This window comes from Burkholderia sp. PU8-34, assembly GCF_053427725.1.
On record NZ_JBSAXC010000011.1, the window covers coordinates 153,473 to 170,923 of the forward strand.

At 60.0% G+C, this 17,451-nt stretch carries 10 protein-coding genes and 2 pseudogenes; 11 read left to right on the forward strand and 1 reads right to left on the reverse strand.

The window, feature by feature from the left end:
- Positions 1–344: 344 nt before the first annotated feature.
- From ACV22Z_RS24595 to ACV22Z_RS24645, 11 genes and pseudogenes are all read left to right on the forward strand, one after another.
- A pseudogene (locus ACV22Z_RS24595) lies at positions 345–536 on the forward strand (sel1 repeat family protein); the annotation flags it as partial.
- Between the two features lie 454 nt (positions 537–990).
- Entirely contained in the window at positions 991–4,044 is a 3,054-nt protein-coding gene (locus ACV22Z_RS24600; protein WP_448078882.1) for an ATP-binding response regulator, read from the forward strand.
- Positions 4,045–4,120: 76 nt separating this feature from the next.
- The gene (locus ACV22Z_RS24605; protein ID WP_448078934.1) at positions 4,121–4,387 is read left to right on the forward strand and encodes a hypothetical protein; all 267 of its coding nucleotides are present in this window, start codon (positions 4,121–4,123) and stop codon (positions 4,385–4,387) included.
- Positions 4,388–4,819: 432 nt separating this feature from the next.
- Positions 4,820–5,494 carry a response regulator gene (locus ACV22Z_RS24610; protein ID WP_448078883.1) on the forward strand — a complete coding sequence of 225 codons (675 nt, stop codon included), beginning with the start codon at positions 4,820–4,822 and terminating at the stop codon, positions 5,492–5,494.
- 183 nt (positions 5,495–5,677) lie between these two features.
- Positions 5,678–8,728, forward strand: coding sequence for an ATP-binding protein (locus ACV22Z_RS24615; protein WP_448078884.1), 3,051 nt, complete (start codon positions 5,678–5,680; stop codon positions 8,726–8,728).
- 746 nt (positions 8,729–9,474) lie between these two features.
- Positions 9,475–9,819 (forward strand): hypothetical protein, encoded by a 345-nt coding sequence (locus tag ACV22Z_RS24620; RefSeq protein WP_448078885.1) that lies wholly within the window; start codon positions 9,475–9,477, stop codon positions 9,817–9,819.
- Positions 9,820–9,909: 90 nt separating this feature from the next.
- Positions 9,910–10,473, forward strand: coding sequence for a hypothetical protein (locus ACV22Z_RS24625; RefSeq protein WP_448078886.1), 564 nt, complete (start codon positions 9,910–9,912; stop codon positions 10,471–10,473).
- 365 nt (positions 10,474–10,838) lie between these two features.
- Entirely contained in the window at positions 10,839–13,736 is a 2,898-nt protein-coding gene (locus ACV22Z_RS24630) for a transposase (RefSeq protein ID WP_448078887.1), read from the forward strand.
- A gap of 24 nt (positions 13,737–13,760) precedes the next feature.
- The gene (locus ACV22Z_RS24635; RefSeq protein WP_448078888.1) at positions 13,761–15,053 is read left to right on the forward strand and encodes an ATP-binding protein; all 1,293 of its coding nucleotides are present in this window, start codon (positions 13,761–13,763) and stop codon (positions 15,051–15,053) included.
- Positions 15,050–15,481, forward strand: a pseudogene (locus ACV22Z_RS24640) (TniQ family protein); the annotation flags it as partial. The gene ACV22Z_RS24635 and the pseudogene ACV22Z_RS24640, both read left to right, overlap by 4 nt.
- A gap of 396 nt (positions 15,482–15,877) precedes the next feature.
- On the forward strand, positions 15,878–16,399 hold the full coding sequence (locus ACV22Z_RS24645; RefSeq protein WP_448078935.1) for a hypothetical protein: 522 nt from the start codon (positions 15,878–15,880) through the stop codon (positions 16,397–16,399).
- A gap of 296 nt (positions 16,400–16,695) precedes the next feature.
- Here ACV22Z_RS24645 and ACV22Z_RS24650 read toward each other — a convergent pair whose 3' ends face one another.
- A complete protein-coding gene (locus tag ACV22Z_RS24650; protein ID WP_448078889.1) occupies positions 16,696–17,154 on the reverse strand; it encodes a DUF6471 domain-containing protein in 459 nt (152 codons plus the stop codon).
- Positions 17,155–17,451 lie beyond the last annotated feature (297 nt).

The following is a 17,451-nucleotide window of genomic DNA, read 5'->3' on the forward strand; positions in this document are numbered from 1 at the left end:
GATGGTCTCCGATGATTTTCGCGTGGAAGCATAGCAAAGGTGACGCGTCATGCAAACTTCTTGAAAGAGAATTGGCTTGACATGCGATTTTTCTCCATTATTATTGCTCACCGCGTCACTATTGTTTGTCGCGTCATGTTTGGCGGCTGCTGCTTTCGGGCAGTCGGCGTTCAAACAAGCGGCAGCATGGAACGACACAACGATTCGAAGCGGGAACCTGAGAGAGCCTTGAGCCGCGTGCCGGCGCTGGTGGCGTGTATTCGTCGCCGTGCCGCACGCGCGCCGGGTGCGAGTTCACGGGGATGTTGAAGTTCGACTTGCGGCGCCAATAAATCTCGAGGAAAGTGCCACCGTATCGCCGTCCGTTCGTACCGGGGCCGCTGCTTCTTGCCGCGTGCGCTCAAATTCTGCCTGCCGGCAACGCGGTGCGTATCTGCGACGATACAGGCTGTTCTGATCGACCTGAAGATCAGGTTTCCTACCAAAAGAAGGACGATTCGGACGGCCGAGAGGATCCGCGCATCGCCGAACAGAAATAGTGCGGGAAGAGTGCCTGATATCGTCCGGCGCTGCACGATATCGGAAAGGCACACTCGCAAGTCCACAAGTCTGCAATGATACGGATCGCGAAGCGTGGTGGCCGTCAACGCGTTTCGCTTTATCCGATATCCATCCAGATCGCGCCGATGCGCGACCGATCGCGGATCGGCCCGGCTGTTTCCGGCGCGTGTCCGTCCGCCGACGCTCGTCGTTTCGAGACGCGTCCAATCCGCATGCTTGCCGCGTGAATTTGTTCGATTTACGTCGTTCAAGTTCGAAAATTCCAATCGTCAATACTTGACAGGTACTAAACCGCTCGTTCTGCACTGATTTTCAGCAAGCCATTTGGCATGATCGGTCCACTTCCACTTTTTTCGACCGCGCTCATGCGAGACGCCGAGGCCCGGATGCGATTGCGTTCCGGCACCTGCGTTGTCGTCGTGTTGCTTCATGCCTTACAGCTCGCTCCAGTCCATCCGTCGCTACCAGAGCATCTCGATGTTCGGCGGCGGCATTCTCGTCACGGTCCTGATCCTGGTCGCATGTGCGTTCGGGATGGTGTCGATCGTCTACGGATACCTCGAGGCCGAGCGGCGCAATTTCCTGAGCGGCAAGGAAGAGACGCTCGACGAGATCGAAGTCAGCGAGACGTCGTTCCGCAACGGCGTGGCGAATACGCAATTGATCTGGCGGGAGATCTCGCATGCGCCGGACAGCGTCGTCGATGCCTTCTTCGACAACGATCAGCGGATCACGATCAAACCGTATCCGTCGCTGGTCGTGGGGGTGCCGGGGCAGACCGAAAACCGCGCTGAGGTCTCGCGCTATCTCGCGCTGTCGATGCTGTTGTCGCGCATTTGCGCGGCAAGCTCGATCAATCGCGGCCGGCTGCTGGAGGGCTACCACTACAGCACCCGTGCGGGCATGTTCGGTCTTGTGCCGACCCTGTCCGAAGACTGGCCGGCGCTGGCGACGCCAGAGCGGCGCGCCCGCGTGCTGGATGCGCTGCGGGTCGATTTCGGCGACGAGCGGCCGCCGGCGGCGGACGAGCGTCCGCGCGTGCGCTGGTTGCCGCCGTATGACGGCCCCGTCACGGAGCAGGTCCGGATCAGGATCGCCGCGCAGGCGTATTCGGATGGCGAGCCGTTTGCCGTCCTCGTGACCGAATATGCGCCGGAGTTCCTGCTGTCGTGGCTGCCTGCAGAGCCGTCGTCGGACGGCACCTTCTTCATCACCACCGCGGATAACCGGCTCGTGACGATGGAGCGCAGCGCCGCCGCCGATCAGGCGGTGAGCGGGCATCTTCTGGGTCTGGACGCGCCGCACGAACTGACGAAGTCGGACATGCCCGTGTTTCGCGACGGCTTCGTGGTCTTTCGCAGCAGGCTCGAGTCGACAGGCTGGATCCTCGTCTACGCGATATCGTGGACGGCCGTCGCGGCCGGTGTCGCTTGGCAGACGGGCACGCTCGCCGCCGCGACGCTGCTGGCGCTGGCGGTCATGTGGACGCTGCTGGTGCGGTTCTATCGGGGCACGCTGATACCCGTTTACACGCGCTCGCAGCGCGTGTTCGACAGCGAGGAACTGTGCCGCAACGTGATCGAAATGGCGCCGATCGGCCTTGGCCTGATCTCGCGGTCGGACGGACGGTTGATGCTCGCCAGCGGAACGCTGACGGACATGATCGCGCGATGCGGCGGCGATGGCCGGACGCTGCCCGCGCAGGTCGTCGCGCACTACGAAGCCTTTCTCGCCTGCGGCGCCGCCGAGGGCGCGATGCAGGCCGTTCTTCCGGTAGAGGGTCCGGACGACGCGTGGTTGCATCTCGACATCATCGCGCGCGGCGCGCGATATCAGGGCGAGGAAGTGCTGATCGCGGCGGTCGTCGATGTGACGGCGAAGCGGCAACTCGTCCGGAGGCTGGAGGAAGCGGTGCGTGCGGCCGATTCGGCGAATGCGGCCAAATCGTCGTTCCTGGCGGCGATGAGTCACGAAATCCGGACACCGCTCAACGTCATTCTCGGCAATCTCGAACTGCTCGAGCGCTCGGCGCTCGACGTATCGCAGCACCCCCGGGTACAGACGCTGCGCGCGTCGGCCGAGCTCCTGCTGACGCTCGTCAGCGACGTGCTCGACTTCTCGAAGATCGAGGCGGGGGCGATGTCGGTCGAATCGATCGAATTCGACGTGGTCGCGGTGATCGGGCGCGAACTGGCCGCCTATGCGCCGATCGCGAAAGCGAAGGGGCTGCCGCTGTTCGCCGAGATCGCCGCGAGCAGCGCGCAATCCATGCGCGGCGACCCGACGCGCCTCGCGCAGGTGTTCGGCAACTTGCTGAGCAACGCCATCAAGTTCACGAGCGACGGCCGTGTCACTGCACGCATCGCGATTCGCGAGACCGGACCCGGTGCCCCCGAGCTTGAAATCGCGGTCGACGACACGGGCATCGGCATTGCCGAGCCGAACCGGGACAAGCTGTTCAGGCCTTTTTCGCAGGTCGACACGTCGATTGCCCGGCGCTATGGCGGCACCGGGCTGGGTCTCGCGCTGTGCGACCGGCTCGTTGCCGCGATGGGGGGAACGATATCGGTGACGAGCACGCCAGGGGTCGGCAGTTGTTTCACCGTGCGCTTGCCGCTCGGGACGTCAATCGTTGTCGACGCAGCCAGCGAGTCGTGCGGTGAACGCGTGGTGCTTGTCGTGTCGTCGCGGGATGCGTGGCGCGATCTCGCGCTGCCCCACCTGCGTGCGTGGGGCTTCGATGTCGCCACGTACGATCGCCCGGCGAGCATTCGGTCCGAGCGCCTCGCGAACGCATGCGCGATCTTGCTCCTCGGGGACGCCGACGCATGGTCTTGCACCGACCTCGATAGCCTGGGCGGCGACACGCCGGTCATTCTCGCGACGCCGGACGGGCCGCTGCTGCCCGATATCGCCGACAGGACGATCCGCGTCTCAAGCTATTCGATGGGTGGCATGCGTGACGCGATGATGCGGGGGGCGGCGATCGCCGGCCGGCGCGTGTCGCCGCGCGTGCCGGCGGGCCGGGCGCTTCAGGCGGTCGAGGCGGTTCAGGCGGTCGAGGCGGTCCAGGCGGTTCAGGCAGTTCAGGCGGCGGATCGGCAAGCATTGCGCGTGCTGCTTGCGGACGACGACGCGGACAGCGTCGCATTGCTTCGGGAACAGCTCGAAGTGCTCGGGTGCATGGTTCAGGACGCTGGACTCGGAAAAACGGTGCTCGACTGGCTGGCGGAAGGCTCGTGGGACGTGCTCCTGTTGAGCGCCGATCTGCCCGACATGTCCGCGTGCACGTTGGCCGAGCGGGTCCGCGATCTCGGTTTGTCCTGCGAAGTCGTGGTGGTGACGTCGCATCTGGCGCCGCGCGAGGCGGCGCGGTATACGGCGGCAAACGTCGAACAGCGGCTGACGAAGCCGGTGACGCTGGTGCAGTGGAATCGTATGTTGACGCGGGTGGTGCGGCGTCGGGGAAGCGTATCCCGGTAGCGCGCGTGCGGGATCAGGTCGCCTTGATGTGATCGTAGGCCGTGTGTCGCGGCGTTCGGCCATATGGCGGTGACGCATGTACGAAGTATCGAAGGCGGGGGTGCCGTATCGCAGCGCAAGCGGCACAAGATCATTCACAAAAATGGAGGGGAAGGCCGTGCGTCATATGGGTAAGGTGTTCGCCCTGCTGCTCGGATTTGCAATGCTTCCAGAGAAATACAGGAGGGAATTTCTCGTGAAAATGAACGAGTTCCTGATAATGTCGCCGACGCAAAAGCGGCGCGTCGTCAACGAATGGCAGCAGGTGGTGGAAGACGGTCAGGAAGACGGGACCATCGGCTGATCGAGTAATAGCGGCAGCCGCACGGATGTGAGCGCAAGCTTGTCCGGGGCATCGATGGGCGCGCGCGTCGCCTCGGTGCACTGGCGTATCGGCGTCGATGCGCCGTCCCGTATTTGCTGAGGCCGCGCGGTTGTCTGCGCTGGTTGCCAGGTTGAATCGGGCGAGCACGCGGCGCATATGCGTGCATGTGTCGCTCGAGGCTTGCGCGTGCGTGCCGGATTTTCTCGCGCTGCGGCAGGCGAAGCCGCGACGTGATTCCGATCGCGCTCGCCTCCGCGCGTGAAGAACTCCATCCCCTTTTATCTTAGAATCATGCCGTGATTCATTCGAGTCGCCGGATGCGGTTGTTATTCGGCGTGACGAGACGCCAATGGCGCTCGGTGAATCGGAAAATATGCAGCATGGATTGAAGCTTCGGGGAGAACAGCAACCATGGATGAATTTTTTGTGCGTGTGACGGTGGCGGACGATCATCCGTCATCCGCGCTCGGGATGTCGCAGGCGCTCGCGGGAAGCAGCACGATCAAACTGGTAGGCGCCGTCTCGAACTCGACAGACCTGGTAGCGGTGCTCGACGAGCAGCAAAGCGACGTGGTCGTGGTGGACTACGTGATGCCCGGCGGCAAGTATGGCGATGGTCTTGCGCTGTTGTCGTTCCTTCAGCGCCGCTATCCCGCGCTTCATCTCGTCACGATCACGATGATCGACAATCCGAGCGTGCTGCGTGCGATCCAGAAACAGGGTGTGGGCTGCATCCTGAGCAAGTCGGATGCGATTTCGCATCTGGTCGGCGCCGTTCACGCCGCCTATGTCGGCGCGAATTATTTGTCACCGTTCATCAAGCAATTGCTGGACGCCAGCGAGGTGCCGCCGACCGTGCGCCAGTTGACGACGCGCGAGATCGAAGTCGTCCGGCTCTATTGTGCGGGGTACACGGTTGGCGAGATCGCCGCGCAGCTTCACCGCAGCAAGCAGACCATCAGCTCGCAGAAGTCGAGCGCGATGAAGAAGCTCGGGATCGTCCGCGACGCAGATCTGATCCGCTACGCCGACGAAGGCAAGCTTCCGGACGCACCGGCCGGCCATATGCCGCCCGAGAATGCGTAGCGCGAACGCTGCGACATGATTCCTCCGTGCCCGGGCAACCGGCGCGGAGCACCGTCGAAGCGATGCGTCCGGCTGGAGCCGGCGCGCAAGACGCGACACGACGACCATGATGCCCGACGCGCAATCAGCGCGGACGACGGATCACGATGCTTCCCGGATCGGGGCCGACGAGATCGTAACGACATGCCTAAAAAGTTGAAGAGACTCGTCGCCCACGGTGCGGCGGCGAAACACAAGCCATTCGAACCGGGCCGGGTTCGGCGCCAGCAACAGTCCCTGCTGTACGGCAGCGGCGCGGCAGTCACGGCGTTCATTCTGGTGTGTGCGGCGCTTGTCGTGCGACTCGACATACAGGACTACCTTGCGCAGGCACGTTCGACGTTTCTTCAACGCAATGCCCAGTTGTATGCCGGCGTGCAGGCCATCGACAGATTGCTGATGGTTTACGGGGACCGTACTGAGCAGCTCTGGCACAACGGGGCGCAGCCGTCTCCGGAGGCGCTGCGGACGTTCTCGGCGGCGCATGGAAGGCTGACCGTGCGCGTTGCCAGTGGCGCGGAGCCGTTCTTTGCGATGGCCGAGATCACGCCGGACCGACCGGCCGAATCGTACGCGCAGTATCTGGGAGCCATCCTCGGCCAGATCGATACGAGCGTTCGGCAACGGTCCCAGGAGGCCGATGCCGAGCCGATCGGCGGCTACGTGATCGGGCTCGACGGCCCGTTTCTCGGTGTGCTCGGCGAGGGGCTCGTCGCGCGCGCACGCGCGCTTCCGCCCGATACCGACGTGAAAGTGCTGATTGCCGCGTTGATGCCGACCGGGATCACGCGGCAGAAGCCGGATATGCGGTATCGGTCGTTCAGGCTCGACCGCCGATTCGACCCTATCGTCGGGCGTACAGTCGTGCGCTTCGCGCGACGGCTGGACGATGCGGCCGGACGGCCGGTCGGATGGCTGGTCTTCAACAGCCTGTCTCGTTTCGACGACGTCATGTCGCCACGATCGGACGACGAGGACGTGGCGGTCGTCGCGATCGTCAAAGAGGGCAGAAGCATCCTCTTCGGACGGGAGCGCGATCCGGCGATGATCGACCGCGCGACGAACAATGCGCGCGAGGCGCTCGGCGAAAATGTGGTCGTGCGCAGGGTCGGCACGCGGTTCCTCATCAGCGACCATCTGCCTATTTCCAACCTGGTCCTGGTAACCACCTTCTCATGGCGCAGCGTGGCGGAGGCGACGGGCGTCCGCGTGAGCGTGGTGGTGGGTGCCTCGCTGATCGGCATCGCGCTGCTCTGGTTGACTATCGTCACGTTCGACCTTCGTGCGCTGCGTCCCGCGAACCGGCGCGCGATCCGCCTGATTGAAAGCGAGGCGTTCAACCGCACGCTGATCCGCAATGCGCCAGCCGGGCTGCTGCTGCTGTCGGTGGCCGACGGCGAAACGATGGTACGCAACGATGCCGTGCTCGCTTACGACGGCGGGGCGTCGGAACTCCCGCTCGGCAAGCGCATCTGGCAGGCCTACCGCGAACGCCACGCGGGTGCCGGAGGCCGGGGCTTGGTCGTACACCAGGAACTCGCTGTCGAGCGTACGGATCGCGAGACCGCCTATCTTGCCGCCCACATCGTCCGGACCAGGTTCCGCGGCGTCGACGCGCTGCTCTGCACGCTGACCGACGTCACGGCCCGGAAGCTGACGGAAGACAAGCTGAGGGAGGCCCGCGCGGCGGCGGAGGACGCGAACAAGGCCAAGTCGACTTTCCTGGCAACGATGAGCCACGAGATCCGCACGCCGCTCAACGCGATCGTCGGCAATCTGGAACTGATGGAGCGTGCGCCGCTGCCGCCGAACGAGCGGCGCCGCCTGAAGACGATCATGTCGTCGTCGGATACGCTGCTGCGCGTGATCAACGACGTGCTCGACCTGTCGAAGGCCGAATCGAACCAGATGACGCTCGAACGCATTCCGTTCGATCTGCGCGCGTTGCTGCGCGACGTGGCGGCGATCTTCCGCCCGATCGCGGATGCGAAGCATCTGACGCTCGAATGCCGAATGGCCTTCGATCTGGCGGACGGCTACGTCGGCGATCCGACGCGGCTGCGTCAGCTCGTGTCGAACCTCGTCAGCAACGCGATAAAGTTCACGAAGCGCGGCGGTATTACGATCGCTGCACGGATCGCAACGGATGGCGCCGGCGCGCGCTGCGTCGAGATCGCGGTGCGCGACACGGGCATCGGCATTCCCGAAGATGCGCTGCCGACCTTGTTCGACGTCTATATCCAGGCCGACCCGTCCGTTTTCCGGCGCTTCGGCGGCACCGGGCTCGGGTTGCCGCTGTGCCGACGCATCGTGAAACTGATGCACGGCGAGCTGACGGTCGAAAGCCGCGTTGACGAGGGCACGACATTCGTCGCCGCGTTGCCGCTGCCCTCGGCGCCGGCCGACTGGCGGGACGCCTTTGCGGAGCCGGACGCTGCGCCCGAAAGCGGGCAGCATCCGGCGGACGATGCACATGACGACATGCCGCCGCTTCGCGTGCTGGTGGCCGAGGATCATCCGGCAAGCCGCGCGTTGCTGCGCGACCAGTTCGACGCGTTGGGCCACGACGCGACGATCGTGACGAACGGCATCGAGGCGATGCGGGCGTTCTTCGAGCATCCGTTCGACGTCGTATTGACCGACCTCGGCATGCCGGAGCTCGATGGCTTCACGTTGATGAGGTTCCTGCGCGAGCAGGGAGTGAAGGTGCCGGTGATCGCGATGACCGCGCATGCAACCGACGAGGATTACCGGCGCTGCGAGCAGGCAGGGGCTGCGGAAGTCGTGCTCAAGCCGTTGTCGATCGACGTGCTCGACGCCGTGCTGACGCGGCGGACGGCGGCGCGTGGCCAGGCGGCTGTTTCGAATACGGAGACGGCGAGCAGCGGGCACGCCGATAACCGGCCGGTGTTGTCGGACGAGATCCACGAGACGCTTCGCGCGGCAACGCTGCATTCGCTGGCAGTGATCGGCGACGCAATGTCGACCGGTAAAGTCGATCCGGTCAAGATCGAACTGCACTCGATGCGCGGAGGATTCGCGCTGGTGGGCGACGTGGATGCACGCGACGCTTGCGCGGAGATGGAGCGTGCCGTGAACGAGGGCGGAATGGACGAGTTCGGCGCGCACTGGCCGGGATTCCGCGACAGGATCGGGCAGGCGCTGAGCCGATTGGCCGGGGATGCGGCGGGTTGAACGTCGACCGATTCGAACGCCATATTGACGTTAAACCCGTGCTCGCGCGCAATCCGCGAGGTCGATGCCCCAGGCTTTAGCGTCATCTCTGCAATCGGCCGTCGGTACTCCTCGGGGAAATTCGGCCGTTTCGGTTCCGCCGCCAGAACGTTGCCTGGTCTGTCCATTTTCGCGCCCGCAAAATATTCGCGGGCACTAGCCTCGCCGCCTTTCGTCACGTGCTCGAGACGGCCTTGATCGGGTGCTTGCGAAGGTTGGATGTCTGGCTACTTTCAGTCGCCCGGAAATGCCGGGCCAGGTCGGGGCGCTGGTGTTGCAGTGACACCAACCTGCTGACTGAAGCTTGTTTTGATTTGAGAATGCAAGTTGATTTGATATTGTTTTCCCCAAAACCCCTCCTGCAAGCACATAGACACTGGAACAGCTGAAGGTTGATTTGATCTTGCTCCGAGCGGCAGGTGGCATTGAATCGGACACTGGTGTCTGACGAGCACCTTGATGCCTGCCCGTAGTCGACCCAGGAGCGCTCAGTCGACTTTAGGACCTCGGCCTGCGCAGCAATATCTATTCATATCTTCTCTGCTAGACAGGCGCATAATCAGGGTCGCATCTCATGCGCTGTCAGCGGCCAACGTGCACCCCTCTTCTTGCTTTCGTGCAAAAATGTATTAAGCTGAACTGGTCGCGCTCTGTCGTTCTGTCGTTCTGTCACTTCGGCCGGACGCTGTTTCTCGCGGAGGATGAAAATGGCGAAGCGGATCATGCGCAACGAAAACAGTACTCCTAATAAAATGATCTCAAAGGGAGCTTCTAAGCGTTTCTGGCGCATGGTAAAGGACGGAGCTACCGTCGATGGGGCGCGCGACTCATGCCCTTTCGTCCTTGGCCAGCCGCGACGGAGACGCATCGAATGGATCGAGCAAGATGGGGCGATAGCTATTGTGACATGTGATCTGCACGTTCCCGAGAGCATGGCGCAGCGTCTGGTGTCGACCGCTCGCAATATGGAGCAACAACTGTATGTCGATACCACCGACTTCCGGTTGCAGAGGCCAATGCGTCGTTGTCGTCCTTCGGATGAGGATAAGTAGCCAAACTCGGAGCACGCTCCGAGTTTGGCTTATGAGTCTCGAAGGGTTGTCCGCACAGGCGGGCGAATTCAATCGAAGCGGATCTTAGTTATGCAACCTCATACCAGAAAGGCGGAATCGAATCGGATCGAAGGAGCGGCGCACTTCGATTGCGACTGCAGCGTACCGTACGAAAGGCTCGACGAAACGTCGATTATGGCCATTATGGTTCGCGCTAATCTGACGTCCTGGGGGAAAGCTTTCGTGCGAAGCGTGCGCAATGTCGGACCAGACCACGGGCCGTGCGCCTCGCGCGAACACGGAGGGGGCTTGCTGGCGTCGTTGAATGAAAACCCGCTCTTCAACTCGCGCGTTCTGGAAGTGTGGAATAACGTTTCTATCCCGGATGTGATGCATGGACGAACGCGCGCTTGCCACAAGGTTCACGCGTTGTTGATCGAGCCTGACAAGCTGGTCTTCTTCGAATACCGTCGCGTGAGCGATTTCCTGGCCAGACCTGCCCTCTATGAGCGCGTGGGAGGTGAGTGGGATTCGGCCACGTTGCGTGAAGCGGCTGCGCGCCTCGGCATTGGTTACCAGCTTGTGACTGACGAAGATCCCCGCTGGGTCACTCGACTGAAAGCGCACACCAGGCCTATCGAGCGAAACAGATAGAGCAAGTGCGCCGGTTCCAGCATCGCAACTTCGCGGTCAGCCCGTTATGCACGACGCGCGGTCGGTCCACGATGCGTCCGAGCCGGAACGAAGACGAGTCGAATGGATCGAGCGCGATGGGACAACTGAAATTATGAAATGCGGTGGTGGCAGCCTCATAGGTATCAGGCATTGCGGCGTCTAGCCGTCCGCAATCTCGAACGTGTCGATCCCTGAGATATTCGATCGTTCTGGTTGTTCCCGTGCTTCTCGATCAGGCGAAGATACACGACCGTTCCTGCGTCCCAAACGCGAGCTCCTCTGACGCGAGCCTCCGAAGGCTTGAGCCTACGAATCGGAAAACTCAACCGCAGTGGATCCTAGTCATGCAACCACATCCCAGGAAAGCTGAACTGAACCGAATCGAGGGGGCAGAGAGCTTCGACTATGACAATGGGGTGCCGTACGACAGGCTCGACGAAAAGTCAATCGCGACCGTTATAGTTCGCGCAAATCTCGCGAAACCGGGAATAGCCCTTGCGCGCAGTATCCGTAACAGTCCCCCGGATTTCGCGCCCTATGCCTCGCGCGAATATGGCAACATCGTCGGCGGATTCAACTCGCGGATCATGCGTCTCCTGATGCAATTCCCGAGCGTTGGGGTTGGGCTGTTGGCGTTTCTCTTCATCGAAAGCCCGATTTTCAATCCGCGTGTCCTGGAGGTGTGGGACAACGTAGCTATCCCGGACGTAGTACACGAACGCACTCGCACGGGACACAAGGTTCACGGCCTGTTGGTCGAGCCAGATGGCTTCGTGTTCTTTGAATACCGTCCCGTAGACGATCTGCTAAAGAAGCCGGCCCTCTATCAGCGTATCGGAGAAAGATGGGATTCGCCAAAACTACGCGAAGCGGCCGCGCGCTACGGCTTTGGCTATCGACTCGTGACTGACAAAGACCTCGGCCGGGTTACGGCAGGCAACCTCAGCCACCTGCGACGGGCATACGAGCCAACTTATCCCCGTCCAACAGAGGCGGTTCTTTCGTATATCGTTGCTCGTGTCACGCGCGAGGGGGTTGTTAGCTGGCAGTCGCTTAACGACGAGGGTATATCGGGAGATGCAATTCGCTACGCGATCGCGCACCAATTTGTCTGGTATCCATTGCGTGAAGAGGATCTGACTCTTGAGATCGCCTACCTGTATGCGAGTCAAGAGGAATACCTTATTCACCGAGCGAAACGGATAGAGCAAGGCGCGCTGGCACCGGCGTTGGTCCCCCGTCGTTTGCCCGTCCTGCACGAGGAAGTTGTCCTCAACGAACAGGACGCAGTGGTCGTGCAAACAGGCGATGTCTTTGTTTTCAGCTCTCCGAGCGAAACAGTTTCAATGTCCCCGCGCAAGGTAGAACTTGCTGTTGCCGACGGCTACCTGAAATTTAAGGGTAAACGGAAGGATCTGCTTTATAACCTTAAGCAAAAGCAGATTGATGAGGGTTGCGCCCTAATCCTTCTGTATAGCAAAGAGAGATCAGAATATCGATGGCCGTTTGGTGTAAAGGCCGGACAACTGATTTCGCCTGCGCAGATTGCCCGTCACCGCGCCAAGCTTGCGCTGGCAAAATCTCTAAACATCTCCCCGTTGATACTACTGGCCAGAAACCATAACGGAAATGCAGGGATACGTTCCCTCGTAGGAGAGGGGGCAGTGTACAACCGGGTAATTTATGACGAATTCCTGACGAGTCTCGCGCCAACTCCCACGTTTTCGTACGGGAAGTATACGGAGGAGTGCGAGAAAGAGGGCGTGCTACCTACCAGCGAACGCAACTTCTTTTACCGGATAGCACGGCTGAAAAAGTACGACGTCGTTATCCTGCGCAAAGGCGAATTCGCTGGCTACAAATATGGTGCGTATATCCCGGCCGAGGAGGTCACCCTCCTAACGAAAGGCCGTCTACCCGGGGAAGTCTGCCACATTGACACGACCCCTTTCCCCGTTACCGCAATCAATCCATTCACGAAGCAGGTTGCGAGGCGTAGGCTCCAGCTAGCAATAGTGGCCGACGCGTGCAACGACGATGTGCCTGAGCACCTGCTCTATTACGGTCATCCCGGATATCGCGCAACGTTCCGGATTATTACAAGGCTAGTCGAGAAATACGGTGCGCTTCCGCAGTATCTTGTGGTGGACCATGGTCCTGAACACATCAAAAAACAACTGCAGTTAGTCCTCGGTCGATACGGTGTAATCGTACTGTTCCGGCCGGTGAAAAAACCGCGTGCTGGCCAGCCAGTCGAGGGCGCCTTCTCCGCGTTGATGCGTAGCGTGCTCCGAAATTGGCCCGGATACCGTGACCCGAACGACAATCCACGTGAACAGCCTGTGGAGTTCCGCCCCAGCAGCCTAGCTTCTCTGACGCTAACCGATTGCAGGCAGAGACTGGCTGAGCATTTCGCTCGCGCGTGGACACGACCATCTGCCAAGACAGGTGGCGAGTCGATCGCAGCGTACAACCAGCGAAGGAGCTTCAGCAAGGGCTCGGCATGGCAGCCGGTTGAATATACCGGTGAATTCAGGTTTCTGATGATGCCCTACGTGGACGGGGACGGTCGACGGCTTGTAGATAAGGGAGGCGGCCTCAGACATCAATACATCACGTATTGGGCTCCGGAGTTGGCGGATCCCAAGTACGTCGGGAAGCGTCTCGAAGTTCACGAGGATCCAGATAACATCGGGCACGTATATGTGTTTCTTGAGGATAACGAGGAAGCGTGCTGGGTTGAATGCACAAGCCTTCTTTATGAGCAGTTGAAGCATTTCACCGCTGATGAACGCGACGAGTATCTGGAGCATCGTCGACTTGAAACAAAGTCTAAGTCAAGGAAGCAGGGAGAGACTATCCCGGGCTTGACCCAAGGCCGGCTGGCCGCTGGACTTCGCGACTGGACACAAACAGAGGAAGGAGCCGAGGCGCATAGCGCTGCGCTTCAAAATCAGAATATTGAAGTCGATAAGGCGTTCCTTGAGCTGCATGGCTTACCTCATTCCGCGTCCGGAGCTACCGTTACGAAGCACTCCAGTATCCCGACCACCGTGACACCGCTACCGGACACTCAGACGGTCACACCCGCATCGGCTTCGGACGTCGCTCCCGAGAACGCGAGGCCTCGCCGGAAAACCAGTCGCAAAGTGGATCAACCTTTATCAGGCGCACAGCCTCCGCGACCACCACGGCCGCCTAAGCAGCAGCATCGTACACCGCAGATTCTTGATGAATTTTGATTCAATCCAGCCGAGGAGCTCGACATGAGGGACGTGACGAAATCGATTCTGGAGTCGGGGCGTATCACTGCAAAACTGCAGCAGCACCTTAGCTACATAAGGCACGACTGGAGGATTCGGCATAAGATCTACGATGAGACTAGGCGGCGTCTTAATGCCCATATCACCGTACAAACTGGCCGGCAGCCCGTGCTGCTGGTGGGCCCCACGGCGACGGGTAAAACGACCCTCATGAGGGAGACTGACGCAGAGCTTGTACAGCTCGCGCTCGCGGACGGGAAGCTCGTTTACGGTTCTGGCTACACGCCACTCAACTCGCCGGTGATGGGGAGACTGGATGTCGATACCCTTTATCAGGATATTCTGCGACATGCACTCGAGCCGCTCGTGGACTATAAGATCGCTTATCCGCCTGACATCAGAGATGGTGCTCCGGTCATTAAAGTTCCGAATAGATCATCGCGCGCAGGGATGATGCAGTCAATAGAGAAGGCGATTGGAATGACATACTCCGCGCTCTTCTTCGATGACGCGAGCTCATGGGCTCAGTTGCTAAAAGCCGCGCGCGCGCTGGAAGCGCCGAACGTCTTCAAGGACATCTCGAATAAGGCACCGCGCTGCGGCATTGTGGTTTCAGGTGGTCCAGAGGTAGTGAGTTTTATCTGGAAATCGGATCAACATGCAGCACGTTTTCGCCCGGTCTGGATGCCACCTTATCGGCTTTCCATCCGTTGCGACGTACATGCGTACTGGATCTTTCTCAATACCCTGGAATCCAAACTCGGGCCCGACTATATTGTGCCGGGGACGTTGACTCGACATTGCCGAGAAATCATGTTGCTATGCTGGGGCACCGTAGGTATTACTATCGATATGGTGCTGGCATCGGTGATCATTTCGCTACAGGATGGCCAACCTCTTGAATGGAAAACCCTTAAGAAGCATCTTTTGGAATTTGCTGAAATCAGTAACCAGACAATGAAGGCCGCGCACGACTTCTTTTTCGCTGCACAAAAAGAGGATACTCGACCAGTTTATTTCAGCTACCTGAAATATTTCCAGCAACGCCGCAAGACCGATGCGAGCGACGATCCGGAGCTCCCTGCGCAAACCTCATCGGACGGTCGGACCAGCTCAGCGGACGCGAAGTCAGTCACGCCCAGTCGGAAAGGAGTGTCGTCTTCTCAACGCGATGGCGGAGACGTTCGCGAACAAGCTCCGTCGGGAACTCAAGGCTCGGGAGCAGGCGTTCGTCGGCCTGGAACGCGTGCAAAAAAACCCGAACGTTCCCCGCTTTCTGGAGGTGTTGCTCCGTGACTGCCATTCGCTCTCCCGAACCGCACAACCAGGACAGCTGGGAGTGTGAGTCCCTTTCTAGCTACCTGGTTAACTGGGCGGAATTTCTGAGCGTGTCTGTCACTACGTTGTGGCAAAAACATATCGCGCCGCTGCTCACGCAAGATTGGGCGCATCGGAGTCTCCGCGCCGTTCGTCACATTGATGGCGCAAGGGGTGCGCAAGCCGTGATCGACGCTATAGAGACTTTGGCTGAACGCGATGGTATCGCAAATATCACGTGTACCAGTCTCGCATCTGTCTTTCAGGACAGGAGAAATCTTCGTTCCTTTTATTCGTGGTGCCCTCATTGCCTGCAGGAAAGCGCCGCCCGGGAGACTACCGATGGCGCACAGACTGCATATTCACCGCTCATATGGAGGCTGGTTGCTTACTCGGTTTGCATCAAGCACGAAGTACGTATGGAACAGACGTGCCGGCATTGCGGGCTAACGCGAGTCTCCGTGCTTTGGAGCGGCGCGCGCGTGGGCTGTTGCAGCCACTGCCGTAAGTGGTTGGGTCGGGATGTCGAGGAGCCGTCTCAAGTCATAGATGCCGACCTGCTTGCTGAGTCAGTCTGCCTTTCTGAAATCTTTGGCTTTCAGCTCGAGCGCTCAGATGTACTCGAAACGATACGCTTTAGAATTCAGGATCTGTACTCGGTACAAAGCGTTTTTTGCACACCTCTACTTGCTCTGAGTGGTATTCCCGATAGCGCGCGGCGATCACGTCACGCTGGAACGTCAAAGCCGCCGCTTAGCGAAATAACGGGACTCGCAGTAACTGGGCGACTAAGCATTCATGACTTGCTTTTCAATCTTGCCAGCTTTTCGCCAAGACAACCCCTGGAACAGCACTCCCCCGCCTTGGCTGGCGAAAAAGAGAAGCGAACCGCTTACCGGGAAGAGCGGTTGCGCACGCGTCTGCGTGAAATCGTTCAGCGTTATCGATGGACAGGAACTTTTCTACCACCTACCTGGCTTGCGTCAGAGCTAGGGATTGGCCTTAAGACTCTCCGAGAGCTGTCTCCGGAGGTCGTGCAGGAAATGGATGTGCAATATCGCGAGCACAATTTCAAAGCCCCGCTTGTGGATCGGCTAAGGCGGACGATTGATGAGCTCATTCTCGCGGGCGAGCTTCCAACCTTTGAACGGATCGGTGCAAAAGGTTTTTATATTGATGGTCCGACCGGTCAGTTCGTTAGGGAAGAACGCGAGCGGCGCGGAATTCCTTTCGGCTTGCACCGGCGGTCTGCGCAAATGACTCAAGCTCTGGAGGCGGAGAGGGTCAGAATATTGAAGCTTCGCAATTCGCAGGCTGCCTCGTAATAATGGAGCTGCGATCGGCAGACCGCAGCCCTCAGACTGGTGTCGTAGGTCAGAGCTGGGTAAAAACTACAAAGGCCTTTACGCCCGTTTTCGCGACTTGTGTCTCGACGGCGGGATGTGTCGACTGCCCCACAAGAGCTGTTGGACGCCCCATATGTTGGCTACGTGGTTTCGAGCCGGAGCGTCGTGTCGGTCCGTTCCGGGCCAATTGCGTGATCTGGTACTAATATAGTCGCAGAAAGCCGGCGCGTATCGCCCGCCCCACCGCTCCGGGCAGCCATCATCGGGTTCACCCGCTACGCGGCTTCTGCCACCCGTCGTTTGCGCTTTGCCGGACGCTCGCCGGTCTCGGCGGTTGCAGCGTTCGCAACGGCCCCATCTGATTGGGTGCCCTTGGTTCGAGTAGGCGTGGACATAACGGCGGAGGCGTTTTTCTTTCGCGCGCGCCGTCGACCATCACGATGCAATTCATGTTCGTCGATTGGGCTCGCCGCCTTCTCAAGGGGCATCGCACGTATCAGTACTTCTTTGGGCGGCGTCTTGGCACCGTCTTTGAAGCCCTGCATTGCTGCGATGCAGCGTAGGAAGAAGCTGAACTGAAACGTCCCCTTTTCGACCTTGCGGTACAAGGCACTCTTGTTCTCGCGAAGACCCGTCACCTCAAGGAGGTCGCAAAGATCCTGAAAGCTGATCCCTAGCTCCTCCATCTGTTGTCGGAGGATCAGCCGTGCCTCGTACTGGAAGTTTGCAGCCATCTAACACCTCAAACGATCCGTCGAGCGAGCCCGATTTGTTTTTTCGGAGGCCATCGCACGTCTCACTATACCGTTGGTGAATGAACGCAGCCAGTAAAAGCGCGTTCAGGAAGTACGCGGTTAAAAATTACAATAGGCGCCGTGCGAAATGAGATCTCGTTGATAGCGGGCGTTATGACGATGCGACCCCTGTAAGCCGTACGAATAAAGGCCCTATGTGCGCGTGCATACCGTGGTATTGAAAATTTTTACAATTCCCAAAGAGAGGGCGACGCAACACGGAGACCAACGGCATTT